Below are 24,918 nucleotides of genomic sequence, written 5' to 3'. Positions count from 1 at the left end.
TCGATGACCATCGTTCTCGACCCCACTGGCGAGCTGCGACCCCAAACGCGCGAGCGGGTCGCCCGGCCCGAGTCGCTCAACGGATTGACCGTCGGACTTCTCGACATCTCCAAGCCCCGCGGCAACATCTTCCTCGACCGGGTCGAGGAGAAGCTGACCGCCCTCGGCGCCTCGGTGAAGCGCTACGCGAAGCCCACCTTCACCAAGCCGGCCCCCGTCGACCTCCGCCACGAGATCGCCACCAGCTGCGACGCGGTGATCGAAGCGCTCGCCGATTGAGGTAGCTGCACGACGTGCAGTGTGCACGACATCAACGATCTCGAACGCCGTGGCATCCCGGGGGTCTTCGTGGCCACCGTGGAGTTCGCCGATGCCGCCGTCGGCCAGTCGAAGTCGCTCGGCCTCGACGTCGCCCACGTCCTCACCGAGCATCCGATCCAGGATCGGACCGACGAGGAGATGGTGGCGATCGCCGATCAGGCGATCGACGCGCTCCTCTCCGCGCTGACCGGCCCATCCTGACGATCGCCGGGGAGGCACAGTCGGTCACCCTCGCGTTCGACGAGCCCCTCGCCCACGAGGCCGTCGAGTATTCGCCCACGACGAGCCTCGTCGTCGATCGACAGCACCTCGTCGATCTCCCTGACCGAGCAGCGACCCGCCCGTAGCGCGTTGATCACCCGGCCGCGGAGCTGCCGGTCCGACCCCGCGAATGCAGCCTGAGGTCGGCCCACCGCGGCCGAACCGTCGGCCGGATCGGGGCCCATTCCCCGCCAGCGACAGTGCTCGACGACGGGACACTCGCGGCACGACGGTGCCCGCTTCGTGCAGATCCGGGCACCGAGTTCCATGATGCCCTGGTTCCACCGCCACACGGCATCGTCCGGGACGAGCGAGTCGGCGAGGCGCTGCGCGGCGGCGGCACCCAGACGCTGCCCGCCGACCCGGGCCAGCACCCGGCCGATGTTGGTGTCGACCGGCGCCGCCCCGAGCTCGAACGCGAATGCCCGCACCGCCCGCGCGGTGTAGGGGCCGATACCGGGAAGGGCCGTCAAGGCGGCCAACTCCGACGGCACGGCCCCGTCGTGGTCGTCGCGTATCGTCGTCGCGGTGCGATGCAGCATCAGGGCCCGGCGGTTGTAGCCGAGTCCGGCCCACTCCCGCAGCAGGTCCGCCGGCGGCGCATCGGCACAGGACCGGGGGTCGGGGAACCGTTGGAGGAATCGCTCCCACCGATCCACCACCCGCGCCACCTGCGTCTGCTGCAGCATGGTCTCCGCCACGAGGACCGCCCACGGATCGCGGGTCCGGCGCCATGGGAGGTCGCGAAGGTGCTGGTCGGCCCACGGCAGTATGGTCGAGTGCAGCGACGGAGTCGGGGCGGCCATGCCCGGAATCTACGCGACACTCAGGTCGGCTCCCCGGCACGCCGAAGGAGACGAAGGGAGTCCGGCGGAAAGGCACGCGTCCACATGGCTATTCGGCCACTGGCTATCCAGCACCTGGGTATCCGACACATGGGTATCTCGCGACGCGACCTGACCGACTTCGAACGAAAGCTGTGGCGTCTCTTCTTCGAGATCCGCATCGTCGCCCTCGGCGTGCTCGGCGTGATCTCCCTGCTGCCCTCGGTCCGTGTGGAGCCCATCATCAGCGTGTTCGTGATCGGGCTGATGGTCCCGGGCAACGTGGCGATGCGCGAGATGACCAGTCGGCTGCGCACCGCCCCCTGGTGGATCCCCATCGTCGACTCCGCCTTGGGCGCGGTCGCCATCTCGATCCAGCCCGAACTCGGACCGATCGCGCTCATCGTCATGCTCGGCTCGACGAGCCAGGCGGCCACGGCGGGCTGGCGGCCCACCGCGATCGCCACACTGATCGGGGCACCGTTCCTCGTCGGCGCGATGGTCCGATACGACGTCCCCGACGGCCTCACCCAGACCGCCACGTATGTCGCGGTGTCGATCGGCGTGACCGTCTTCATCGCGGTGATCGCCAACGCCGAGCGGCAGGGGCGTGAGAGCAACGAGGAGCTTCTGGCCGGCATCGACGCAGTCGTCTGGGAAGCCCACCCGTATCCGTTCGTCGATGCCGTCGTCACCGGCGACACCATGAGCGTCCTCGGCATCGATCCCGCTCGGCTGACCGGCCCTGGCGCCTGGCTCTCCCACGTTCCCGCGTTCGATCGAGCGTCGGTGGCGCAACAGTCCCACGCCGCGATCGACGACGGACGGGACCACGAACTGACGTACCGGATCACCGATGCCGACGGCAATCTGCGCCACGTCCGCGATCGGGTGCGGGTCGAGGTCGACGCTCAGGGCCGCACCACCGCCCGCGGCGTGGTGGTCGACATCACCGACGAGGTGCGGGTGCGCGAATCGAACCGCAATCTCGCCGAGCTCGTCGAACGGGTTCCCGTGGGCTTGGTCGTGGTGCGGGCGGAGACGAGCGGCCAGTTCACCACCATCACCGTCAACCCGGCGTTCGAACAGCTGACCGGCCGGGCGGCCACCGATCTGGTCCACACCTCGATCACCGGGGCCCTCACCGGTCCCGGGAGCAGCGACGTGTTGGAACTGCTCGGCGACGCCCGCCGAACCGGACGGAGCGTCCGTCGTGCCGAGGCGGGAGATCTCCGGGCCGATGGTGAACGGATCATCAGCCTCGAGGCGTTCCCGATCTCCGAGGACCTGTTCGGACTCAACATCGTCGACGTCACCGACCGGGTCATCACGTCCCGCACGCTGCGCCATCAGGCGTTGCACGACGATCTCACCGGACTCCCCAACCGCGCCCTGCTCGAGGATCGTCTGCGCCACGGCATCGATTCCGCTCGCCGCGACGACAAGCCCGTCGCACTCCTGCTGCTCGATCTCAACCAGTTCAAGGAGGTCAACGACACGCTCGGCCACGATCAGGGCGATCGTCTGCTCGTGATGGTCGCGGCGCGTCTGCGCGGTGCGCTCCGCGCCGTCGACACCGTGGCGCGGCTCGGCGGCGACGAGTTCGCCGTTCTGCTGACCGACGACGTGTCGCCCCGCCGCACGCTGCGCGCCGCGGAACGAGTCCTCGCGTGCTTCGACGAACCCCACGAGATCGACGGCATGTCGCTGCAATGCGGCGCCAGCCTCGGCGTCGCGATCTACCCCGACCACGGCGACGACGCGGAATCGCTTCGCAAGCACGCCGACATCGCGATGTATGCGGCGAAACGTCGCGGCGGAGGCGTCGCCGTCTACGACCCCGAACGCGACCGCCCGAATCTCGACCGCCTCACCCTCGTGGGTCAGCTACGACACGCCGTCGACAACAACGAGCTCGAGGTCCACTATCAGCCCGTGGTGGAGTTGTCCTCGGCCCGCGTCGTGCGAGTCGAGGCCCTCGTCCGCTGGGCGCACCCCGAGCGCGGCGTGATCGGCCCGGGCGAGTTCATCGATGTCGCCGAGGTGTCCGGCGTGATCCGACCCCTGACGCGTTGGGTGTTCGAGACTGCCGCCGGCGACGTGCGCCGACTCGAACGAGCCGGCTTTCCGGTCGACCTCGCGGTCAATGTCTCGGTGCGCAACCTCTACGAGCCGACCTTCGTCGACGGCATCCGCGGCGCACTCGAACGCACCGAGCTGAGCGGTGAACGGGTGGTGCTCGAACTCACCGAGACCCAGGTGATGGACGACCCACTCCTGGCCCACGGCGTACTCGACCGTCTACGCGGCCTCGGCGTCCGGGGTTCGGTCGACGATTTCGGGACTGGGCACTCCAGCCTCTCCAACCTCCAGAGCCTCCCCGTGTCCGAGATCAAGGTCGACAAGTCGTTCGTGCTCGCGATGGGCGACGGCGACGAGGCCGCCGCGACGATCGTGAAGTCGATCATCTCGCTCGGGCAGAACCTCGGTCTCGACGTCGTCGCCGAGGGCGTCGAGACACCGTCGGCGATGACGCGGCTCTCCATGCTCGGCTGTGACTACGCGCAGGGCTATCTCTTCGCGCACCCGATGCCCTACGACGAGCTCGCCGACTATCTCGACATCTCGCGCAACGGCGTCTCGTTCTAGGCGACTCAGCCCGGAAGGCGCTCGAGGTACGAGGCGAGATCGGTATTCGCCATCCTGCTCGCGGCCTCGTGCTCGATGGTCTGCACGATGATCCGGTCGGGATCCGGCCAGTCCCGGGCGAGGTATCCGAACCCCTCGATCATCAGCCAGTTCACGAATCGGAGATCCTCGAAGTATGGCGCGAGCAAGGGAATGACGTAGGACATCTGGGAGTCACCCACCAGGTAGGTGACGCCGGGGACCACGTCATCCTCATCAGCCTCCGAGGCCTGGAGCACAAGCAGATCCCCGGCCGAGAAGATGCGATCCTCCGTCACGGTTGCGGTCGAGACACTCACCGGGCCCTCGAACGATTCCGTTCGACGAATGCCGAGGAGACGCAACAAGGCGGAGGGTCGTTGGACCGGGCCGACGGCGAGGTCGTCACGCCAGAGTCCTTCGGAGAGCGACTCGACGATGGTCCGTGCCACCGACACGCGTGCCTCCATCGACCAATGCGTGTCGTCTCGCAGGAATACGTCGGTCCCCGCATCGGCCAATGTCCGCAACCCGGTATCCAGATCGATGGTCTGCGGTGCGAAACTCGCCCGCTGGACCGTCCGGGCCTCGGCGACGCATGATTCCTCCGGCTCGGGCAGCTGGTCGGCGTGATAGGCCGCCTTCGGCGGTGTGACAACGAAGAAGGCATTCTCCCCCCCCGTGTCGAGGTTCGGCGGCGTCGTCGCCCGCAGTTCGTCGCAGTCGGGATTGAGGTACTCGGCGTAGAATAACCAACCGTCGTTTCCCACCACCACGTGCTCGGGATCGGTGCTGTCGCCGAGCAACTCGTAGTCCACCGCTGCCCGCGCCCTGAGTCCGACCCCGCGGAGGGCGAAACTCGACTCGATCCATCCATCGACCTCGTGGTAGTACTCTGCGTCCAGCAGCCGAGCCGGCTCGAACCCGGGAGATTCAACGACGAGCCCCGTATCCACGTCGTTGGGCCGGAAGGCCGTCGCCTGCGCAACAAGCGCGGCGACGAGGAGTCCGAACAGCCACAGGGCCCAGAGCGGTCGGTCGTCCGTACGCATCAGAACTGGAAGTACAGGAACGGACTGAAGCTGCCGGAAGCCACCAGCAACAGCGCAGACGGGAGTGCGACCAACATGACAAGGGCGCGGCCGACGAGTGCACCGCGGCTGCGGGGATCGACGAGCGCCGGGCCGGCGACGAAATGGCGGGGCAGCAGGACGACCCCGATCGTGGCCGCGGCAAGGGTCAGGGCAACGCGGGTCGTCATGAAGGGCTCCACCGGACCGAGTTCGAACCCCCCAAAGGAGAACAGCGCACCGTAGTAGTCGATCGCTGCGCCGAGGTCGGGGGCCCGGAACAACACCCACCCCATCATCACGATGAACAACGTGGTTGCTCGCCGGAACGCAGGTGATCGCACGGACTCCGTGTTGCGGAGTCGGAGTCGTCGCTCGAGGAGCAACCAGCTGCCGTGGTAGGCACCCCAGACGACGAAGGTCCAGTTCGCTCCGTGCCACACGCCGGTGAGCAGGAAGACCGCGAGCAGGTTGCGATACACGGCGACGGGGGCCCCCCTCCCCCCACCGAGGGGGATGTAGACGTAGTCACGGAACCAATTCGAGAGTGTGATGTGCCATCGACGCCAGAAGTCGGTCACCGACACAGCGGAGTACGGACGTTCGAAATTCTCAGGGAAGGTGAACCCGAACATCTTTCCCAACCCGATGGCCATGTCGGAGTAGCCGCTGAAGTCGAAGTAGATCTGCACCGTGTAGGCGAAGATGCCCACCCACGCGACCCCCGCCGAGGGGCTGGCGTCGGCAAAGGCGACGTCGGCGACCACGGCCACGGTGTCGGCGACCAAGACCTTCTTGGCGAGCCCGTGTGCGAAGCGGATCGCACCCTCTCCGACATTTGCGAGATTGTGTTCGCGCCGGTGGATCTGCTCGTGTATCTCGTGGTAGCGAACGATCGGGCCGGCGATCAACTGAGGGAAGAGGGTGACGTACAGCGCGAAGTCCAACGGATTGACGAGGTGTTCGCAGCGGCCCCTCGCAACGTCGATGGTGTAGCTCATCGACTGGAACGTGAAGAACGAAACCCCGATCGGCAGGACGATCTCGGGCACGGTGCCGGTCCAGACGCCTGCGTCGGCGGCTTCAGTCAGCAGCCATCCGGCGTACTTGAACCAGACGAGAATTCCGACATTGGCGACGACGGAACCGGTGATCGCAAGGCGTCGCAGCCGCACCGAGTCGAGGTCGTGGCCTCGTGCCGCCACGAACCCGAGGACGTAGTCGACCAGCACGGAAACGAGGAGAACGCCCACAAGGGCTCCCGATCCCCATGTGTAGAAGAGGAGACTCGCCACCAGGAGGACCCCGTTGCGGGCCTTCGGCGGGGCGATGGCATACAGCAGGGCGACGGCGGGAAGGAAGTAGAACAGGAAGCTGACGCTGCTGAATACCAATCCCACCTCTTCCGCACGCCGGTCGACCCCGAAACGTACCACTCGCCGCGACGGCAAGACGAAATCGGCTCAGCCCGGAAGGCGCTCGGTGAGGCCATCCGCCGGACCGAGGCGGCTCATCACCACATCGGCGGTGCGGGCGGCCGATGTCGCCAACGCGTCGGCGATGCCCTCACGCCCGGGTTCACCGTTGGCCACACGGATGACGTAGCCGTCGGAACGGTCGACCCAGGTCGGGGTGTAGGAGACGCTGTCGACCTCGATCTCGCCGAGCTCGTTCTCGAGCAGAGTGACGTGGGCGATCATCCCGTCCTGCGACGCGGCCACACAGCAGTTGGCCGATTGGTTCGACAGGAAATTCCCCAACCCGAAAACCACCCACTCGTCGCCGACCTTGTCGATCGGCTGCACGACGTGCGCGTGGTGGCCGATGACGAGGTCGACTTCGTCGCTCGGAAGGATCTCGGCCAGCCACTGGTCCTGCGCGGCGGACGGGGTCTGCTGGTACTCGTTGCCCCAGTGCAGGCTCACGATCACGAACTCCGCGCCCGCCTCCTTCGCCAGCGCCGCCTCGGCGATGATGTCGTCCGGTTCGATCAGGTCGACGAGGAACGGTTCGTCGTCGGGCATCACGAAACCGTTGAGCGAGTACGTCGCCGAGATGTGGGCGAGGACCATCCCGTTGACCTCGTAGAGCACAGGCTCGAGATCCTGCGCCGCATCCTTGGCCATGCCGGCCTGGGCGATGCCCAATTGCTCGAACACCTCGACAGTGGAACGCACACCGTCGGCCCCACGGTCGAACGCGTGGTTCGAGGCTGTGCTGCACCCGTCGTAGCCGGCGTCGACGGCGGCTTCGACGAACGCCCTGGGTGCGTTGAAGACCGGATAGCCGCTCAGGTTGGTGTCGGTGCTCGACACCGGCGATTCGAGATGACAGATGGCCAGATCCGCGGCCGACAGGATGGGGCGCACCTCGTCGAACATCGGACGGAAGTCCCAGCCGTCGGATCCCGTGGCCTCCCATTGGTTGGTCGCGCCGGTCCGCACCACCGGGCCGTGCGGGAGAAGGTCGCCGGTGAACGCGAGCGTCGCCGTGCGCGGCGGCGCGACCGTGGTGGTGGTTGTGGTGGTCGTCGACGACGTGGAGGAGCTCGTCGACGGCGACGAGGTCGACTGGCCGGAGAGCACCTCGACCGCCCCCGCATCGGGCTCGTCGTCGTTGCCGACCGTGTTGGCCGCGACTGCGGCGCCGGCGACGAACAGCGCCAGGAAGGCGGCACCGACCAACGCCCGACGCCCGGTACTCACCGGAACAGCTCCGGCGCGATCGGGCAGTCGATGCGATAGCGCAGCTCGCCCACCGGCTGGAGACCGGACGGACCGACGATCTCGTCGACGAGGGCGACGGGCACGGATTCGACATCGGCATCCCACGGATCGACATCGGTGCCGCGATCGGTGACCCAGCCGAACATCCGGCTCGGGACCACACGGCCGACTCCGGCGACCAGCCACACCGGCGTGTGGGCGTGGTGGGCGACGGCGGCGGCCGCGAGCGAACCCGACCGGGCCAGCGCGGCTTCCTCGTGCAGCACCTCGGCTTCCAGGAGGACGAGGTCGACCTCGGCGGCTGCCGCGCCGACACCGGCGGAGGGCACGTCGACGACGAGGTGGTCGCGCGCCTCGAGCTGACGAACCAACCCATAGCCTTCGCCGACCGTGTCGGCCACGAGCACCTCGACATCGGGCCGCTGGAGCACCGCTTCTCCACAGATTTCCGACGCACCGATCACCAGCACGCTCGAGTCAGCGGGGAGGGCATGAGTCAACTCTCGCGCGGTGGTGTCGCGTTCCAGCGCCTCGACGGCCTCCCATGCCTCGGTGCCCGGGTCGGTGCCGGTGACCATTCGTGCCGCGACCCACAGGAGCGGCCCCGAGGTGGGCCGACGCTCGATCAGCTGGCGGCAGGCCGTGAGGAGCTCCACCGGGTCGTGCGCGAACGATGCGAGGGCGATCGCAGCTTCCCGCACGAGTGGTGCCGTCGGCGCATCACCGGCTCGGGCCACATACCGGAGACGCTCGATCGGGTGCACGACAGCGATCGTATCGCCCCCGATGCGACCCGTTACGCGTCGGCTGCGCTAGCTTTCACGTCCGTGGTGACCGCTGCTCTCGACCTCGATCTTCAGCCGCTCGACGGCGACGCTCGTCCCTTGGGCGACTGGCTGACGACGTTTCCGCTGGTTCCGGTGGTGCTCGACCCCTTCACCCACGAGAGCGCCTGGCTGCTCGACACCTCGAAGCGGATCCTCCAGCACTTCAGCGGCGCCGACTGCCGTATCTGCTGGATCCTGACCTGCTCGATCGACGACGCCCGCCGCTTCCTCGGCCCCTACGCCGACGAGATCCTTACCTTCGTCGACCCGACCGGTGCGGTCGTGCGCAGCCTCGGGATCGAACAGGCTCCGGCAATCGCACTGCTGCGCCAGGACGGCCAGGTCACCGCGATGGCCGAGGGATGGGACCCCGATGCCTGGCGCCAGGTCGCCGAGGCCGTGGCTGCGCTCACGAGCTGGAGCCGCCCCGCCGTTCCGGCCGCGGGCGACCCCGTCGCCTATTCGGGGACCCCGCTCGGCTGATCCGCCTGTGCGGCGCGCCAGTCGCGAACCGCACGCACCGAGAGCACCGGCACCCCGACGACAACGATCGCGCCGTGCACGGCGGTGAAAATCCAACCCATCGTGCTGTCGGCGAACAGCGCCCGCTGGACGACGGTGACGGCTGCGACCGTCGCGAACACCGCGATCGCGATCACGAGCGAGCGCCCCTTCCACTCGGCTGGCGAGAAGGCGTGCGCGATCCGATCGATGGTCTGCTCGGCCCGCTGCTGAGGATCCCCGTCCCGGCTCACGGCTGGAGCGTAGCGACCACTACCGTGAAGCCATGACCGAGTTCGCCTACTCCGATCTCCTGCCCGTCGGCCCCGACACGACCGAATACCGTCTCCTCCCGACGGTTGGAGTGTCGACCGTCGACGTCGACGGCACGACGCTGCTGAAGGTCGACCCCGAGGTCCTGCAGATGCTCGCCCGCGAAGCGATGCACGACATCGCCCACTATCTGCGGACCGAACATCTCGAACAACTCGCCTCGATCCTCGACGACCCGGAAGCATCGCCGAACGACGTCTTCGTGGCGACCGAACTGTTGCGCAACGCCAACATCGCCGCGGCCGGCGTGCTCCCGATGTGTCAGGACACCGGCACGGCCATCGTCATGGGCAAGAAGGGCGACCAGGTGCTGACCCTCGCCGATGATGCCGAATGGATCTCGAAGGGCATCTTCGACACCTACACCCAGACCAACCTGCGCTACTCCCAGCTCGCTCCCCTGTCGATGTTCGAGGAGAAGAACACCGGCAACAACCTGCCCGCCCAGATCGAGCTCTACACGAAGCCCGGGTCGTCCTACGAGTTCCTGTTCATGGCCAAGGGCGGCGGCTCGGCCAACAAGTCGTTCCTCTTCCAGAAGACCAAGGCCCTGCTCAACGAGACGTCGCTCGTCGACTTCCTCGACGAGTCACTGCGGGCCATCGGCACCTCGGCCTGCCCGCCGTACCATCTCGCCCTCGTCGTGGGCGGTACGTCGGCCGAGTTCAACCTGAAGACGGCAAAGCTCGCCTCGGCCCATTATCTCGATGCGCTCCCGACAACCGGCGACGCGGCGACCGGCCACGGCTATCGCGATCTCGAATGGGAACAGAAGATCCTGGAGCAGACCCGCGAATTCGGGATCGGCGCCCAGTTCGGTGGAAAGTACTTCTGCCACGACATCCGGGTGATCCGACTCCCCCGCCACGGCGCCTCCAACCCGGTCGGCATCGCCGTCTCGTGTTCGGCCGATCGCCAGGCCCGGGCCAAGATCACCGCCGACGGCGTCTTCCTCGAACAGCTCGAGACCGACCCGGCCCGGTTCCTTCCCGAAGCCGCCGACGACGAGCTCTCGACCGAGGTCATCGAGGTGGATCTCAACCAGCCGATGGACGCGATCCGCAACCAGCTCAGCCGGTATCCGGTCAAGACCCGCCTCTCGCTCACCGGCACCCTCGTCGTCGGCCGCGACATCGCCCACGCCAAGATCAAGGAACGTCTCGACGCCGGCGAGCCGATGCCGCAGTACCTCAAGGACCATGCGATCTACTACGCCGGTCCGGCCAAGACCCCTGAGGGCTACGCCTCCGGCTCGTTCGGCCCCACCACCGCCGGCCGCATGGACTCCTATGTCGAACAGTTCCAGGCCGCCGGTGGCTCGATGGTCATGCTGGCCAAGGGCAACCGCTCCCGCCAGGTGACCGAGGCGTGCGCCGCCCACGGCGGCTTCTACCTCGGCTCGATCGGCGGCCCCGCCGCTCGTCTCGCCAAGGACTCGATCCGCAGCGTCGAGGTCCTCGAGTTCCCCGAGCTCGGCATGGAGGCCGTGTGGAAGATCGAGGTCGAGGACTTCCCCGCCTTCATCGTGGTCGACGACAAGGGCAACGACTTCTACGCCGAGGTCACCACCCCGGTGAAGCTGCGCTGACGCTCGACTCGGGCCCGCTCAGTCGAATACAACGTCATTCGAATACAACGGTCCGCCCGTTGGGGAGCAGGAAGATGCGGTCCTCGGCGAACGCGGTGACCGCCTCGGACAGCACTCGACGCTCGACATCCCGGCCGCGAGCGACCATCTGCTCCGGCGCGTGACGGTGGCTGACGGCTTCGACGTCCTGGGCGATGATCGGCCCTTCGTCGAGGTCGGCCGTCACGAAGTGGGCGGTCGCCCCGGTGAGCTTCACCCCCCGGTCCCACGCCTGGTGGTAGGGCTTGGCCCCCTTGAACCCGGGTAGGAACGAGTGGTGGATGTTGATGATCCGCGCCGGATACCGACCGCAGAAGTCGTCGCTCAGCACCTGCATGTAGCGGGCCAGCACCACCACATCGATGCCGTCGCGGTCCACGATGTCGGCCAGGGCCCGCTCCGCCTCCGGTTTCGTGTCCTTCGTGACGGGGATCTCCTCGAAGGCGACGCCGTGGCTCTCCACGATCTCGCGGAGATCGGGATGGTTCGACACCACGATCGGGATGTCGATCGGCAGATCGCCGCTGCGGTGCCGGTAGAGCAGGTCGAGCATGCAATGGTCGAACTTCGACACCATGATCAGCGCCCGACGCCGCTCGTCTTCGCGCCGGACCCGCAGCTCGCCGCCCAACGCCGATGCCGTCACCGAGAGCCGGTCGGCGATCGCGTCGGCGTCGTCGAGGGGTGCCTCGAAGCGAGTGCGGATGCAGAACGTCGCCGTGGCGGCGTCGCTGAACTCGGCGTTCTGGAGGATGTTGGCGTCGAGTCCGACGAGGGCGGTCGAGATGGCGGCCACGATGCCCTTGCGGTCGGGGCACTGCAGGGTCAGGACGTGGATCGGCACCTGGTCAGGCTAGGGCTCTCGTCGCGACGAGGGGCCACGGCCGCTCGCGCTCGACGTGGAGCGCCAGGTCGAGCAGGAGCGCATCCTGGTGATGACGGCCGATGGCCTGGAGGCCGATCGGGAGGCCGCCAACATCGCCCGCCGGTATCGAGATCGCCGGGTTGCCCGACAGATTGGCGGGGATGGTGAGCGCGCCCATGTCGAGCAACTCGGGCGACCCCTTGGTGCCGGCGGCGAGCAATCGCTGCGGCGTCCTGGGGGCCACCCCGCTCACGGCACGGGCCGTCTTGAGCACCCCGCTGAAGGCCTTCTGGATCAGTGCGCTGCCCCGGGCGTAGTCGATGAAGGTCTTGGCATCGCTGCTCATGCCGGCATCGGCCGCGAATGCAGGCCCCGGGTTGGTCGACGTGAGGACGAAGTCGACCTCGTCGAACAGCCGCGCCATCGCCTCGTTGGCCTCGCGTCGAGCCATCTCGGCGGCCGCCGCCACGCGCATGTTGAGCAGGTTCTCCGACAGCTGGATCGCGACCCTGATCTCGTCGGTGAGATCGGCCGCGCAACCCGGCCAGAGGTGCTCGATCTCGCCGTAGAGGCTGCTGATGTTGCCGATCATCCACTCGCCTCCCATGCGGGGGATCTCGACCGGCAGGTCGACCCGGATCAACCCGAGCTCGGCGACGAGCTGGTCGGCGGCCGCCTCGACCACCGCGCGGGCCGCGTCGTCGATCGCGATGCCGCCGAGGGTCGGGTCGATCACGACCTTCCGGCCGCGCAGGTCATGGGTCCCGAGATTGCGTTCCCATCCCTCGACACGGGGAAGGCTGGTCGGATCGTGGGCGTCGTGACCTGCGGCCACGTCGTAGTAACGGGCTGCGTCTCGCACCGAACGGGCGAGGCAGCCCAGTACGACGGTGTGCGGGTTGAGCGACGTGTGGGGGCCGCGCGGAATCCGGCCGTAGGTGCCTTTCATCCCGAGCAGCCCGTTGTAGCCGGCGGGGATGCGGATCGACCCGCCACCGTCGCCGCCACAGGCGAGCGGAATCAGCCCGCCGGCCACTGCACTCGCACTGCCGCCCGACGACCCGCCGGCGCTGCGGGTGGGGTCCCACGCGTTGCCGGTGACCCCGTTGATCTTGGTGACACTGACGTTGAGCCCGCCGAACTCGCTGGCCGTCGTCGACCCCACCGGGACGATCCCTGCAGCCTTCAACCTCGTGACCATCGTCGTGTCGTAGGCCCCGATCCGATCCTTGAAGATCAGCGACGCCTCGGTGTAGGGCCACCCCTTCACCTGCTCGAGCTCCTTGATCCCGAACGGCACGCCGCCGAAGGGCAGCGCCACATCGGCACTCAGCGCCGCCTCCCGCGCCGTATCGGGGTCGAGGTACGCGAACGCGTTGAGATCACTTCGCTCGATTGCGGCGAGCGATGCTTCGAGCTCCTCAACCGGCGAGCGTTCACCGGAGCGATACGCGTCGACGAGCGAGCAGGCATCGCCTGCCCAGGGGGAATCGACCATGCGGCGACGTTAGCCGGGTCTGGGTTTCCGGTTCCGATGGTGGAAGCTGCAGCGAGCTTTGCCGTTGTGGTGGCTGGTGTGGCCGCCGTGGTCCCAGGGCTGAACGTGGTCGATCTCGCATCGTCGGGCCGGGATGTCGCAGCCGTCGTGGTCGCAGACCCGGTCTCTGGCACACACGGCCTCTCGTAGGGCGCCGGTGAAGAGCCGTTGCGTGCGGCCGTAGTCGAGGATCACGCCGGGTGATGCGAACACGAGTCGGCGGACATGGCCGGCCAACGCCTGTTCGATCATGCGGGTGGGTGAGATGACGGTGCCGTCGTCGAGCTCGCACAAGCGCTCCACGCCGCCGACCGGGGCCGGGCCTTCGACACCGAGATAGTTCGACAGGGCGATCGTGAACGTGTCGATGTCGGCATGGATGATCACCAACGGCCGTGGCCGGGCCCCGCCGACCGGTGCGGTCGACGCCCGCACCGCCATCTCCACCAACGCATCAGCGCGGCGCTGCGCCGGGGTGCGCCACAGACGATCAACGGTGACCGCGTCGCCGTATTCGGCCTTGGCCTGTTGCCAATCGGCGTCGAACAACTCGCTCTCGATACGGCGCAGCGCCTCGGCGAACGTGGCACCACCGACCGGATCCAACCACGCATCGACCCGGACCATGTCGGCCAGCGTCGTCGACACGTGCGCCTCCCGGTTGACCTCACGCGGATCGGGCGGTTCGGGGTCGTCGCCCCGGCGGGCCTCGTCGACCACCTGCTCCCAATACGCCACCGCCCGCTCGAAATCTCGAAACGACAACGACCCCGCCTTGGCGAGCAGGAACGCCTCCGCCTCGGCGAACTCCGGCCGAGACGCCGCCCGCGCCAACCGACGGGCATGATTCGCCGTGATCACCCCATCCGAAAGCGCCAACGCAGTGCCCGGCATCGAGCGCAACGCACGCGCCAGCGACACCACCGACGACGCTTCACCGCCATGCATCCGGCACCGATGCCGCAACGCCACCTTCACCGAACGATGCTGCCCTGCCGCCCACTGCATCGACGCGTCGTACGCCCCGACCACCTCGGCCTCCAACGCGGCCAACTGCGCCTTCAACCGCTGCACCACCACCGCCGACGCCTCGACCTCGACCCCCGCCAGACCCGCGAAGTCGACCTTCGCCGCCAGCCGTATCGCCTCACTCAGATCATCCAACTCCGCCAAACCCATACACGAAAACTACTGAGGGGGTATGACACTCACCCGCGATCGCCGAGGTCGTACTCGGCGATGTAGTACGGGTGATCCGGGTTCCACACCGTCAGCGGCACGGGGTCGTCGACCTCCCCCACGGGCCGCAGATCGGCACCGACCGTCTCTGTCACCGCATCACCCAGATCGGCTCGGGCCCGCTCGACGTGCACCAGGAGCTCGGCGACAACGTCGGGGTGCTCGGCCGCGACATCCGTCGTCTCCCCCACATCGGTCTCGAGGTCGTAGAGCTCCCGCATGTCGACGTCGCCACCACCGAAGATCGACGTCTTGGCCACGTGCAGCTTCCACTTCCCGACCCGTACGGCCTCGAGGTTGGGGCCCTGGTAGTAGAAGAACGCCTCGTGGGGCGACGACGGATCGTCCCCTCCAGCAGCGGGACGAGGCTCCGCCCGTCGATGGTGCGATCGGCGGGCACCGATGCGCCGCACCATTCGGCGAACGTGGGCAGGAAGTCCATCGCGGTGGCGACGGCGCCGGAGGTCGCCCCCGCCGGCACGCGCCCCGGCCAGCGATGCACGGCACCCGTTGACCGCCCTCCCACGTCGTGCCCTTCGTGGCCCGCAGCGGGAGATTGCTCCCCTCGCCCGGTCGGGCGAGCGAGCCGTTGTCGCTCGTGAAGATCACGATCGTGTCGTCGGTGAGGCCGAGCGCATCGAGCTCGTGGAGCAACACGTCGAGGGCCCAGTCGATGCAGCGCACGGCCGCGCCGTAGGACCCGTTGCGCGACTCACGGGCGAAGCGCTCCTGCACATAGATGGGCAGGTGGACGTACATGTGGGCGAAGTAGAGGAAGAACGGCTCGTCCTTCTTCTCCCGCATGAACCGCACCGACTCCTGGAGATAGCGCTCGGTGAGTGCGGCCTGGTCGGGCTGCTCCTCCTGCACCGTGTCGTCGAGCATCAGCGGCAGGGGCGGGTAGTCGCCGTCCTGCAGCTTGATGCCGAGGAACGATTCCATGCCCTCGCGCATCTCCTTGGGCATGTCGTTGCGCTGCCGACCCATGTCGTTGCTGTAGGGCAGGCCGTACCACGAGTCGAACCCGTGGTTGGTCGGGAGGAAGTCGCGCTGGTCACCGCAGTGCCACTTCCCCACCATCTGGGTCGCGCGTAGCCGGCGTCTTTCAGCATGCGGGCGATCGTGATCTCGGCCGGGTTCAGGCCGTATCGCATGCCGGGGAAGAGCACGTGCACGCCGCTGAACGAGTCGAACCCGAACCGCGACGGGTAGCAGCCGGTCATCAACGCGCCGCGAGGGCGTGCACACCGGTGAGGCCACGTAGAAGTCGGTCAGCCGCATCCCGTCGGCCGCCAACCGGTCGAGCACCGGCGTGTCGTGGACATCCGAGCCGTAGCAGCCGAGGTCGCCGTAGCCGAGGTCGTCGCAGTTGATCAGGACGATGTTCGGCTTGTCAGAGGAGCGTGTTGCGGAGCTGGCCATGGCCGCCGAACGTAGCCCGATCCTCAGCGTGGGTCGATCAGCAGGCTCTTCATCGAACGACCGATCGACCCCGTGGTGTCGAACAGCTGGGCATCGGTCGAGCCGAAGCCGCCGGGCGAGACCCGCACGAGCGACTGGTGTCCGATCCACGGCCCATCGGGTACACGATGGAACTGCATGCTCAGGTCGGGGTTGACCGAGAGGTACTTGTCGAAGTCCATGATGCTGCCGGCGCTGGCGATCATGTCGGCGGCCGCGGCGGCGAAGGTCATCGGGCTGGTCTCCTCGCCGGCCACGAACGGCACGTTCAACCGCAGCCAGCTGATCGAACGGCCGGGCACGTCCTCCTGGCGGCGCATCGTGAAGTTGTGGACGAAGTCCGCTCCCCGCACCGTGATGTCCATCTCCGGCAGACCTTCGGGGCCCGCCGGTGGTTCGTCCTCCGGCCAGGGGTCGGGCAACTGATCGTCGGACACGACGGTGTCGTCGATGCGGATCCGCATCGCCGTGGCCCGGCCGACGATCTCGCCGTCGACCTCGTAGTCGCACGCCAGGGATTGCACGCGGCGCCCGTCACGCAGCACGTGGGCGATGACCCGGGTGGGGCCCATCGGCACCTTGCGGCTCATGTCGACCGACATGCGGGTGAGCATCATCGGCTGCGCGGCCGGTGCCTGCTCGATCGCCCGGGCCATCAGGCCGGTGACCGCGCCACCGTGCTGCACGCCGGGGAACCAGGGGCCGGCCGCGGTCGGCTGGGGCACGAGCACATCACCGTCGGGAATGAAGATCGCCTCGATCACGGCTGCGAGGCTACGGAGCCGCAGGCGCCTCACCGACTTTCCGGCCGACGTCCCGTGCGATCAGGCGAGCCGGTGGTCGCTCGTGAAGAGGCCGCGGGTGAGCCCGATGGCCATCACCGCGGCGGTCGTGGAGACCGAGCCCAGGACCAGATACATCACCGCAACCTGCACCCGGACGGCGTCGACCGGCTCGACGCCGGCGAGGATCAGGCCGGTCATCGCGCCGGGCAGAGCGATGAGGCCCACCGTCTTGGTCGTCTCGATCTGGGGGATGAGCGCCGTTCGCAGCGCTTCTCGCAGGTGAGGGGCGAAGGCGTCCTGCGACGAGAGCCCGAGCGAGAGACGCGCCTCGATCAGGTCGCGGTGGTCCTTCGCCTCGGAGACGATGCGCCGGGCGACCACCACGGTCGCGGTCATCGAGTTGCCGACCATCATCCCCGCCACCGGAACGATGGCCCGACCGGTCGGCTCGAAGACGCCGAGCCCGAACAGCACCCCCAGGCTGACAACCGCCGCCGCCGCGAAGGCGGCGAGCGACAGCGGGAGCACGTTGGGCACTTCGGGAGCACGGCGGCGAACCGTCCAGGCGGCCACCAGTGCCATCAGGACGACCCAGATCCAGGTGAACACGAGCGGGTCGTCGTCGTCGACCACGATGCGAAGCGCGAAGCCGACGATCAGCAACTGCACCAGCGCACGGGTCGCCGCGACGAGCAGATCCTTCTCGAGCCCGAGGCGACGCACCAGCGACAGCACCAGCGCGACCCCGATCAGGATGCCGGAGATGGCCAGGCCGCCGAGACCGATGTCGGAGAGCGGTTGGTTCATCGCACGCCTCCCACGGCCTGACGCACCTCTGGGTCGTCGTGATCCGTGAGCTCGACGGCGTTGCCGGTCGCCAGGACCCGGCCCTCGCCCAGCACGACGACCCGATCGGCCAGTCGGCGTACCTGAGCGGGGTCGTGGGAGACCCACACCCACGCGATCGGCATCGGACTGTCGGGGTGGACGAAGCGCAGGGCGAGGTGCTCGATGGCGTCGGTCGCGGCGGGGTCGAGCGAGGAGGTCGGCTCGTCGGCGAGGATCACCGCCGGGCCGGTCGCGATCGTCCGGGCGAGACAGACCCGCTGCTTCTCGCCACCCGACAGCTCCGTCGCATCGCGATCGAGGAACGAGGGGTCGAGGTCGACGAGGGTGCACAGGTCGGCGGCACTCTCCTCGTCGAGGTCGAGGGCGGCGAGCCGCAGATTCTCGATGACGGTGCCGGGGGCGACGGTCGGATGTTGGAACACCATGCCGACCTCGCGCCGATGCAGCAGGACGTCGGTCTCCTCGAGCGGGGTGCCCTGCCAGGTGATCGTGCCGGCATCGACGACGTCGAGACGGTTGAGCAGGCGGAGCAGCGTGCTCTTTCCCGAACCCGACGCCCCGGCCAGCACGGTGATTCCCTCGGCCGGGATGTCGAGGTCGACGTCCGCCAGCCGGGGCCGGGGTGATCCCTCGACCCACACCCCCCGCAGCTCGAACCCTCGCTCGTACATGCCGACACTCTGCCCCAGCCGCGGGCGGTACCCGACGATGTGCAACGCTGACGCCATGCACGTTCGCATCGGATACGGCATCGGCGCAGTTCCCGGCCTCCTGGCGACGCCCGGCGGGTTCGGCTCGGTGGTCGACGACCTCGACCGTCTCGGCTACGACTCGATCTGGTTTCCCGAACGGGTCAACAGCGCGCAACTCGACCCGATCGTCGCCATGTCGTACGTGGCCGGCCGGGTCGAGCGTCTGAAGTTCGGCCCTGCGGTGTCGGTCCTCCCGGGCCGCAACCCGATCCTCATGGCCAAGATGCTCGCCAGCCTCGACGTCGTCTCGGGCGGCCGGTGCCACCCCGCCTTCGGACTCGGCATCGCCAACACGGCCGAGCACCAGGCGTTCCAGGTCGACCGCACGGAACGCGCACCCTGGCTCGACGAGGCGCTCCCCCTGATGCGACGGCTCTGGGCCGAGGACGACGTCGACCACGAGGGCGAACGGTTCACGGTGCACGGCGCGAACGTCCTCCCCAAGCCGATCCAGGACCCGCTCGAGGTGTGGCTCGGCGGTCAGGCGCCGTCGGAACTGCGCCGCACCGGGCGCCTGGCCGACGGCTGGCTGGCGTCGTTCACCACTCCCCACCATGTCGCCGACGGGATCGCGGTGATCGAGGAGGCCGCCGCGGGCGCCGGCCGCACGATGGACCCCGAGCACTACGGCGTGCTCATCCCCTACCTGCCCGGCGACGGCGAGCGCGACGTGCCCGAGGCACTGGCGGCGGTGGTCGCCGCCCGCAAGCCCGATGCCGACCCACGCGACGTCGTCGCCACGAGCCACGACCGGATCGTCGCCCTGGTCAACGAGTACCTGTCGGTGGGCGCGTCGAAGTTCGTACTGTTCCCCTTCGCCGAGCCCGACGACTGGCGATCCGAACTCGAGGCACTGGCCCAGGCGGCCCTCCCGTTGCAGACCTGAACGTCTGCCCCGCGCGACGAGTGGTTGGTTAGGTGGAGAGCAGCCCGAGGCGGTCGTGGGGACCGTCGAGGATCTCGTCGGTCGGGCCACCGAGCCAGTCGAGGGCGGCCGAGTAGACGGAGCGGGTGTCGACCACCGTCGGCAGATCACCCTCGACCAGGTTGGCCATGTCGTAGCCGCCGATCACCCGCCCGCCGACGACCTCGGGCCCGAACACGAACTGGCACCCGCCCTGACCGTGGTCGGTTCCGAGCGAGCCGTTCTCGGCGACACGGCGCCCGAACTCCGATGTGGTCACCACCATCACCCGATCGGCGTTGCCGTCGGCCTCGAGCCGGGCGAGGAACCCGGCGATCCCGTCGCCGACATCGGCCAGCAGGGCGGCATGGTTCCCGGCCTGGTTCGCGTGGGTGTCGAAGCCGCTGATGCCCACGGTGATCACGCGGGTGCCGATGCCGAGATCGATGATGCCGGCCGCCGTCTGCAGCAGGTCGGTCACGGTGTTGCCACCGTCGAGGGCGAGCCCCAGGGTGTCGTCGGCCTCATCGGTGTCGCCTGACGCCGACGCGAGCAGATCGACCGCCGACAGCGTCGACGGGATCGCGTACTGGGCGGCCGCGAGTTCGGGAACACCCGAGAGCGGCTCCGACGTGGCGAGGAACGCAGCCACCAGCGCGTCGTTGTCGACACCGTCCATGGTGCGCAGCGTGAACGTCGCCGGCGAACGGACCACGGTGGCGAGCGTGTCGACGCCGCGAAGGGCGGGACTCCCGCCGCCGAGGGCGATCGCCCGCAACGGGTCGTTCTCGCCCTCGAGCGTCGCGTCGAGCCATCGCCCGAGCCAGCCTGTCTGCGACAACCCACCGGGCAGCGCCGACCACCAGGTGTCCATCGCCTTGAAGTGCGAACGACTCTGGAGCTCCATGCCCACGCCGGCAACGGCGGCCATCGAGCCGGCATCCCAGTGGGGCGCCAGCGCGGCGAGCGAGGGATGGAGCGAGTAGTCGGTGCCGGACAGGGTGACGAGGTCGCCCTCGGCGAGCGCAAGCAGTGGACGCTGGTCTCGATAGCGCCCGTCGGCGGTGACCAGCGTGTTGAGCGCGTCGTTGCCACCGGCCATCTCGACGACGACGAGCACGCGTTCGCCGTGGGGCACGCCGGGCGCACCGGCGAGCGTCGTGGTCGACGCCGACGCCGCCGTCGTCATGGTGCTGGTCGTCGTCGTGCTGGTCGTCGAGGCACGACCGGCGGAGTCTTCGACGCTCGCTCGGATCAGCGCCGCCCAGACACCGCCGCCGATCGCCGCCGCGCCGGCGACGCCACCGGCGGCACCGAGGAACACGCGGCGGGACACGGGAGGTCGACCGGAGTGGGCATCGGGCGTGGGGTCGTCGGTCATCGTGGGCCTCTCAGCGGATCAGGAGGTCGGGCGAAGCGAGGGCGACGGCGAGGACGGCTTCGCCGGGGCGGGGTGCGGCCGTCGACGACAGGCCGTCGAGGGCATCGAGGGTCGGGGTCGAGAACCCTCCCGGGCGCAGGAGGAGGTCGGCCAGGAGGTCGTAGTCGCGATCGGCTGCGGCGACGAGCGTCGGTGCGTCGGCCGGGGTCAGTCGGGCGATGAGGTTCGCCGCGGTGAAACGGCCGGCCGTCGCCGACGACGCCAGCCACGTGCTCGCGCCGGGGTAGCCACCGACGTTGGGCGGGTTCCCGGGGACCTGGCCCATCTGGCGGAGGAGGCCGAGCGCGGTGTTGCCGGGGAGTTCTGCACCCGTCGCCTTGAGGACGGACACGAGCCAGGGCACCGGTGCGGTCACCTGTGGTGTCGACCGCCCGTCGAGGCCCGCCTCGAGCACCGCTCTCGACAGCGGGCCGATCCGCAGGTCGTTGTCCGCGAACGTCGTCGCCAGCGCGGTCACCGTGGCGCTGTCGACCCCGCCGAGGAGATGGGCGGCGAGCTTGCCGGCGATGAAGCCGGGCACGGCCGGGTGCGCGACGGCCGCGTCGACCACCGCGTCGACGCCGCTGACCCCGGACACGCCGAGGAAATCCTGCGGTGTCGGATCGTGGCGTCGTTCCACGAATCGGACGTCGTAGCCGAGGCGGGGGGCGACGACCCAGCCGGTGAGCGCGACGGCGGCGGCTCTCACGTCGTCCTCGGTGTAGTTGCCGATCCCGAGCGTGTAGAGCTCGAGCAGCTCGCGGCCGTAGTTCTCGTTGGGCGATGCGCCGGTGGATGTCGCGCCGTCGAGGAACATCAGCATCGCCCCGTCGGTCGTGACGTCGCGGATCAGGGTGCGGAAGTCACCGAACGCCGAGTTGCGCAGGAGGTCGAGATGGTCGAGCAGCAGCGGGAGGTGGTTGACGACGGCGTACGACACCGCGAAGTGATCGTGCCAGAACCAGGCGAGCGTGTTCTCGAATGGCCGCTCGGTGGTCACGAGGTGGCCCAGCCACGAGTTGAGCACGGCCAGGCCCTGGCGGGCCCGCTCCCCCGGCTCGTCGACATAGTCGAACCCCGCCCACGGCGACGGCTCCTCAACCAGACCGTTGCCGCCCGGGTCGACGAGGAGATCGACGACCGCCGCAGTGCCGAGTGCCTCGAGTTCGTCGAGCTGGCCGGGACGCAGGCCCCAGGCCGCCCGTCGGGCGAGCCAGGCGACCTCGTCTCGGGTGGTGGTGCCGTTCGTACTCACGCCCCCACTATCGACGGGGAATGTGTGGAGAGTGTGAAGGCACCGTCAGCAGCGTCGACGGTTCAGAGCCGATCGAACGCGTCGGCGAGATCGCCGATCAGGTCGGGTAGGGACTCGATGCCCACGCTCAGCCGGATGAGGTCGTCGGGGACCTCGAGCGGTGAGCCCGCCGCCGAGGCGTGGGTCATCGCTCCAGGATGCTCGATGAGCGACTCGACGGCACCGAGCGACTCGGCGAGCGAGAACACCCGCGTGCTCGCGGCCAGCCGCATCGCCGCGTCCTTGCCGCCGGCGACGCGGAACGAGACCATCCCGCCGAACCTCTTCATCTGTCGCGCCGCCGCCTCGTGGCCGGGGTGCTCGGGCAGACCCGGGTAGCGGACCTCGGCGACCTCGCTGCGGCCCTGGAGGAACTCGACGATCGCCTCCGCGCTCTCGCAGTGGCGGTCCATCCGCACCGCCAACGTCTTGAGTCCCCGCAGGGTCAGGTAGTTGTCGAACGGGCTTCCCACCGCGCCGATGGCGTTCTGGAGGTAGGCGAGTCGGTCGGCCAGCGCGTCGTCGTTGAGCGCGAGGAACCCGCCGACCACATCGGAGTGGCCGCCGCAGTACTTGGTGGTCGAGTGGACGACCACGTCGGCTCCGAGCGAGAGCGGCTGCTGGAGGTAGGGCGTGGCGAAGGTGTTGTCGACCACGAAGAGTGCGCCACCGGCGTGGGCGACCTCGGCGGTCGCCGCCAGATCGATGACGGTGAGCAGCGGATTGGTCGGGGTCTCGGCCCACACCACCCTGGTGGACGGGCGCATTGCCGCGGCGAGCGCGGCGGGGTCGGTGAGGTCGGCGGCCGACCATTCGATGCCCATGGGCGCGAGCACGGCCGAGATCAGCCGGAACGTACCGCCGTAGGCGTCGTTGCCGAGCACGATGTGGTCGCCAGGGACGAGGGTGCGCAGCAATGTGTCCTCCGCAGCCATACCGGAGCCGAAGGCGAGGCCGTGGGCCGCACCCTCGAGCGAGGCGAGGCAGGCCTGGAGCGCCGACCGGGTCGGGTTGCCGGTGCGGGAGTACTCGTAGCCGCGGTGGACGCCCACGTCCTCCTGCACGAAGGTCGTGGCCAGCGAGATCGGTGTCACCACGGCACCACTCGTGGGGTCGTGGGGCTGACCGGCCCGGATGGCACGGGTCTCGAAACCCCACGCCTCGGCGTCGGCGAACACGTCGTCAGCCATGGAAGGCACCTTTCGAGAGGAACGCGAGCACGTCGCTCGACGAGATCACGGCCCGGGGCCGGCCGCCGTCGAGCACCAGCAGTGCCGAACAGCTTTCGAGCATCTCCACGGCGAGGGCGACGGGCTGGCCGCTGCCGATCGTGCGCAGCTTCGGACTCATGATGTCTTCCACGGTCTTGTCGAGCACCGCGTCGGTGTCGAACGCCAGGTCCATGAGACGGAGCTCGCTGACCGACCCCATGACCTCGGCGGCGGCGAGGGGCATGTCGTTCTTGGCCACCGGGAGCTGTGAGACACCGTGTTCACTCATCATCTGCGCAGCCTCACGAACGGTCTGATGGGGCTGGACGTAGAGCAACTCGGGCACGCCCTCACGCCGGGATTCGAGAACGTCGGCGATGACCGGACCGTCGGTCCGCACGAATCCGTATCCGGCCATCCATTCGTCGTCGAACACCGTCGAGAGATACAGCCGGCCGCTGTCGGGCACGAGGACGACCACGAGGTCGTCGGGCCCGCACCCTGCCGCGACCTTCAGCGCGGCGTTGACCGCGGTGCCGCCCGATCCGCCGATCAACAGGCCCTCCTCGCGGGTGACGGCCCGCGCGGTGAGGAATGAGTCCTGATCGCTGACCGGCACGGTCTCGTCGACGAGGTCGGCGTGGTACGTGTCGGGGAAGAAGTCCTCGCCCACACCCTCGACCAGATAGGGCCGCCCCGACCCGCCGGAGTAGACCGAGCCCTCGGGGTCGGCCGCGATGATCCTGATGTCGGGGTTCTGCTCCTTGAGGTAGCGGCCGACACCGCTCAAGGTGCCACCCGTGCCGGCACCGGCGATGAAGTGCGTGACCTTGCCCTCGGTCTGGCGCCAGATCTCCGGCCCGGTCGACTCGTAGTGGGCCTGGGGATTCGCGGGGTTGTGGTACTGGTTCGGCCGGTAGGCGCCGGGGATCTCCTTCACGAGCCGTTCTGCCGTCGAGTAGTACGACGCCGGGTCGTCCGGGGCGACAGCCACGGGACACACGACCACCTCGGCACCGTACGCCCGCAGCAGATCGACCTTCTCACGACCGACCTTGTCGGTCATGACGAAGACGCACTTGTAGCCGCGTTGCGCAGCCACGATGGCGAGCCCGACGCCGGTGTTGCCCGAGGTCGGTTCGACGATGGTGCCGCCCGGGCGGAGCAGGCCGTCGCGCTCGGCAGCATCGATCATGGCGATCGCGGCACGATCCTTGGAGGAGCCGCCCGGGTTGGTCATCTCGGCCTTGACCACGACCGGGCACGGCAGATCGGCCCCCATGCGCCGCAGGCGCACGAGCGGCGTCTGCCCGACCATGTCGAGTACCGAGTCGAAGATCTCCATGCGTCCCCCCGGGAGCAATCCAGCCGTCGGGCCGAGTCTTTCACGTCGCGGTCGACTTCCCCGGTCGACGAAAGTCCCCAACCGGGATGTCGGTTGGGA

At 68.7% G+C, this 24,918-nt stretch carries 22 protein-coding genes; 5 read left to right on the top strand and 17 right to left on the bottom strand.

All coding sequences use genetic code 11. From position 1 onward, the window contains the following. Positions 1 to 3 precede the first annotated feature (3 nt). Positions 4 to 522, top strand: coding sequence for a UGSC family (seleno)protein (locus tag R2707_01550; protein MEZ5243753.1), 519 nt, complete (start codon positions 4 to 6; stop codon positions 520 to 522). Here the strand turns inward: R2707_01550 and R2707_01545 are convergent. Continuing rightward, positions 477 to 1,388, bottom strand: coding sequence for an A/G-specific adenine glycosylase (locus R2707_01545; GenBank protein MEZ5243752.1), 912 nt, complete (start codon positions 1,386 to 1,388; stop codon positions 477 to 479). The genes R2707_01550 and R2707_01545 overlap by 46 nt on opposite strands. A 129-nt stretch (positions 1,389 to 1,517) precedes the next feature. Here R2707_01545 and R2707_01540 point away from each other — a divergent pair, with 129 nt between their 5' ends. Next, positions 1,518 to 4,055: an EAL domain-containing protein gene (locus R2707_01540; protein ID MEZ5243751.1), complete on the top strand. Its 2,538-nt coding sequence runs from the start codon at positions 1,518 to 1,520 to the stop codon at positions 4,053 to 4,055. A gap of 5 nt (positions 4,056 to 4,060) precedes the next feature. On the opposite strand, the gene R2707_01535 is transcribed toward R2707_01540, so the two are convergent. The 4 genes from R2707_01535 to R2707_01520 all read right to left on the bottom strand — a co-directional run bounded on the left by R2707_01535 (position 4,061) and on the right by R2707_01520 (position 8,633). After that, positions 4,061 to 5,125 (bottom strand): hypothetical protein, encoded by a 1,065-nt coding sequence (locus tag R2707_01535; GenBank protein MEZ5243750.1) that lies wholly within the window; start codon positions 5,123 to 5,125, stop codon positions 4,061 to 4,063. Beyond that, the gene (locus R2707_01530; GenBank protein MEZ5243749.1) at positions 5,125 to 6,537 is read right to left on the bottom strand and encodes an MBOAT family O-acyltransferase; all 1,413 of its coding nucleotides are present in this window, start codon (positions 6,535 to 6,537) and stop codon (positions 5,125 to 5,127) included. Before R2707_01530 ends, R2707_01535 begins: the two co-directional genes overlap by 1 nt. 69 nt (positions 6,538 to 6,606) lie before the next feature. After that, positions 6,607 to 7,848, bottom strand: a complete 1,242-nt coding sequence (locus R2707_01525) for a CapA family protein (protein MEZ5243748.1) — start codon at positions 7,846 to 7,848, stop codon at positions 6,607 to 6,609. After that, positions 7,845 to 8,633: a hypothetical protein gene (locus tag R2707_01520; GenBank protein ID MEZ5243747.1), complete on the bottom strand. Its 789-nt coding sequence runs from the start codon at positions 8,631 to 8,633 to the stop codon at positions 7,845 to 7,847. Before R2707_01520 ends, R2707_01525 begins: the two co-directional genes overlap by 4 nt. On the opposite strand from R2707_01520, the gene R2707_01515 reads away from it, so the two are divergent. Further along, on the top strand, positions 8,628 to 9,179 hold the full coding sequence (locus R2707_01515; GenBank protein ID MEZ5243746.1) for a hypothetical protein: 552 nt from the start codon (positions 8,628 to 8,630) through the stop codon (positions 9,177 to 9,179). The genes R2707_01520 and R2707_01515 overlap by 6 nt on opposite strands. Here R2707_01515 and R2707_01510 read toward each other — a convergent pair. Next, a complete protein-coding gene (locus R2707_01510; protein ID MEZ5243745.1) occupies positions 9,155 to 9,451 on the bottom strand; it encodes a hypothetical protein in 297 nt (98 codons plus the stop codon). The genes R2707_01515 and R2707_01510 overlap by 25 nt on opposite strands. Before the next feature lie 32 nt (positions 9,452 to 9,483). Here R2707_01510 and R2707_01505 point away from each other — a divergent pair, with 32 nt between their 5' ends. Continuing rightward, the gene (locus tag R2707_01505) at positions 9,484 to 11,118 is read left to right on the top strand and encodes a fumarate hydratase (GenBank protein MEZ5243744.1); all 1,635 of its coding nucleotides are present in this window, start codon (positions 9,484 to 9,486) and stop codon (positions 11,116 to 11,118) included. 34 nt (positions 11,119 to 11,152) lie between these two features. Here R2707_01505 and purU read toward each other — a convergent pair whose 3' ends face one another. From purU to R2707_01470, 7 genes are all read right to left on the bottom strand, one after another. Beyond that, on the bottom strand, positions 11,153 to 12,001 hold the full coding sequence (purU, locus tag R2707_01500) for a formyltetrahydrofolate deformylase (protein ID MEZ5243743.1): 849 nt from the start codon (positions 11,999 to 12,001) through the stop codon (positions 11,153 to 11,155). A gap of 4 nt (positions 12,002 to 12,005) precedes the next feature. Then, positions 12,006 to 13,520: an amidase gene (locus R2707_01495; GenBank protein ID MEZ5243742.1), complete on the bottom strand. Its 1,515-nt coding sequence runs from the start codon at positions 13,518 to 13,520 to the stop codon at positions 12,006 to 12,008. Positions 13,521 to 13,529: 9 nt separating this feature from the next. Continuing rightward, positions 13,530 to 14,738 carry a DUF222 domain-containing protein gene (locus R2707_01490; protein ID MEZ5243741.1) on the bottom strand — a complete coding sequence of 403 codons (1,209 nt, stop codon included), beginning with the start codon at positions 14,736 to 14,738 and terminating at the stop codon, positions 13,530 to 13,532. A gap of 29 nt (positions 14,739 to 14,767) precedes the next feature. Further along, complete coding sequence (locus R2707_01485; protein ID MEZ5243740.1) at positions 14,768 to 15,214, bottom strand: hypothetical protein; 447 nt, start codon at positions 15,212 to 15,214, stop codon at positions 14,768 to 14,770. Positions 15,215 to 16,243: 1,029 nt separating this feature from the next. Continuing rightward, the gene (locus R2707_01480; GenBank protein ID MEZ5243739.1) at positions 16,244 to 17,023 is read right to left on the bottom strand and encodes a thioesterase family protein; all 780 of its coding nucleotides are present in this window, start codon (positions 17,021 to 17,023) and stop codon (positions 16,244 to 16,246) included. A 60-nt stretch (positions 17,024 to 17,083) separates the two neighbouring features. Next, entirely contained in the window at positions 17,084 to 17,851 is a 768-nt protein-coding gene (fetB, locus tag R2707_01475; GenBank protein ID MEZ5243738.1) for an iron export ABC transporter permease subunit FetB, read from the bottom strand. Then, entirely contained in the window at positions 17,848 to 18,621 is a 774-nt protein-coding gene (locus R2707_01470) for an ATP-binding cassette domain-containing protein (GenBank protein MEZ5243737.1), read from the bottom strand. Before R2707_01470 ends, fetB begins: the two co-directional genes overlap by 4 nt. Between R2707_01470 and R2707_01465 the strand changes: the two genes are divergently transcribed. After that, the gene (locus R2707_01465) at positions 18,620 to 19,531 is read left to right on the top strand and encodes an LLM class flavin-dependent oxidoreductase (protein ID MEZ5243736.1); all 912 of its coding nucleotides are present in this window, start codon (positions 18,620 to 18,622) and stop codon (positions 19,529 to 19,531) included. The two genes, R2707_01470 and R2707_01465, sit on opposite strands and share 2 nt — an antisense overlap. Positions 19,532 to 19,559: 28 nt before the next feature. Here the strand turns inward: R2707_01465 and R2707_01460 are convergent, their stop codons facing one another. From R2707_01460 to R2707_01445, 4 genes are all read right to left on the bottom strand, one after another. Further along, positions 19,560 to 20,930 (bottom strand): DUF1501 domain-containing protein, encoded by a 1,371-nt coding sequence (locus R2707_01460; GenBank protein ID MEZ5243735.1) that lies wholly within the window; start codon positions 20,928 to 20,930, stop codon positions 19,560 to 19,562. Between the two features lie 10 nt (positions 20,931 to 20,940). Beyond that, positions 20,941 to 22,224: a DUF1800 family protein gene (locus R2707_01455; GenBank protein MEZ5243734.1), complete on the bottom strand. Its 1,284-nt coding sequence runs from the start codon at positions 22,222 to 22,224 to the stop codon at positions 20,941 to 20,943. A 62-nt stretch (positions 22,225 to 22,286) separates the two neighbouring features. Continuing rightward, positions 22,287 to 23,453 (bottom strand): cystathionine gamma-synthase, encoded by a 1,167-nt coding sequence (locus R2707_01450; GenBank protein MEZ5243733.1) that lies wholly within the window; start codon positions 23,451 to 23,453, stop codon positions 22,287 to 22,289. Beyond that, the gene (locus tag R2707_01445; protein MEZ5243732.1) at positions 23,446 to 24,819 is read right to left on the bottom strand and encodes a cystathionine beta-synthase; all 1,374 of its coding nucleotides are present in this window, start codon (positions 24,817 to 24,819) and stop codon (positions 23,446 to 23,448) included. The genes R2707_01450 and R2707_01445 overlap by 8 nt, the downstream gene beginning before the upstream one ends. Between the last annotated feature and the right edge of the window lie 99 nt (positions 24,820 to 24,918).

The sequence above is a fragment of the Acidimicrobiales bacterium genome, assembly GCA_041394245.1.
Lineage (GTDB): Bacteria > Actinomycetota > Acidimicrobiia > Acidimicrobiales > Aldehydirespiratoraceae > JAJRXC01.
Note: the sequence above shows the minus strand (reverse complement) of the source record. Positions and strands in the feature narration are given on the sequence as shown.

What these genes read in the sequence shown, in the direction of transcription:
- R2707_01545 (MEZ5243752.1), bottom strand. Translation starts at nt 1,388, where the DNA reads ATGGCCGCCCCGACTCCGTCGCTGCACTCGACCATACTGCCGTGGGCC.
- R2707_01540 (MEZ5243751.1), top strand. Translation starts at nt 1,518, where the DNA reads ATGGGTATCTCGCGACGCGACCTGACCGACTTCGAACGAAAGCTGTGG.
- R2707_01535 (MEZ5243750.1), bottom strand. Translation starts at nt 5,125, where the DNA reads ATGCGTACGGACGACCGACCGCTCTGGGCCCTGTGGCTGTTCGGACTC.
- R2707_01505 (MEZ5243744.1), top strand. Translation starts at nt 9,484, where the DNA reads ATGACCGAGTTCGCCTACTCCGATCTCCTGCCCGTCGGCCCCGACACG.
- R2707_01495 (MEZ5243742.1), bottom strand. Translation starts at nt 13,520, where the DNA reads ATGGTCGATTCCCCCTGGGCAGGCGATGCCTGCTCGCTCGTCGACGCG.
- R2707_01490 (MEZ5243741.1), bottom strand. Translation starts at nt 14,738, where the DNA reads ATGGGTTTGGCGGAGTTGGATGATCTGAGTGAGGCGATACGGCTGGCG.
- R2707_01485 (MEZ5243740.1), bottom strand. Translation starts at nt 15,214, where the DNA reads ATGGTGCGGCGCATCGGTGCCCGCCGATCGCACCATCGACGGGCGGAG.
- fetB (MEZ5243738.1), bottom strand. Translation starts at nt 17,851, where the DNA reads ATGAACCAACCGCTCTCCGACATCGGTCTCGGCGGCCTGGCCATCTCC.
- R2707_01465 (MEZ5243736.1), top strand. Translation starts at nt 18,620, where the DNA reads ATGCACGTTCGCATCGGATACGGCATCGGCGCAGTTCCCGGCCTCCTG.
- R2707_01470 (MEZ5243737.1), bottom strand. Translation starts at nt 18,621, where the DNA reads ATGGCGTCAGCGTTGCACATCGTCGGGTACCGCCCGCGGCTGGGGCAG.
- R2707_01460 (MEZ5243735.1), bottom strand. Translation starts at nt 20,930, where the DNA reads ATGACCGACGACCCCACGCCCGATGCCCACTCCGGTCGACCTCCCGTG.
- R2707_01450 (MEZ5243733.1), bottom strand. Translation starts at nt 23,453, where the DNA reads ATGGCTGACGACGTGTTCGCCGACGCCGAGGCGTGGGGTTTCGAGACC.
- R2707_01445 (MEZ5243732.1), bottom strand. Translation starts at nt 24,819, where the DNA reads ATGGAGATCTTCGACTCGGTACTCGACATGGTCGGGCAGACGCCGCTC.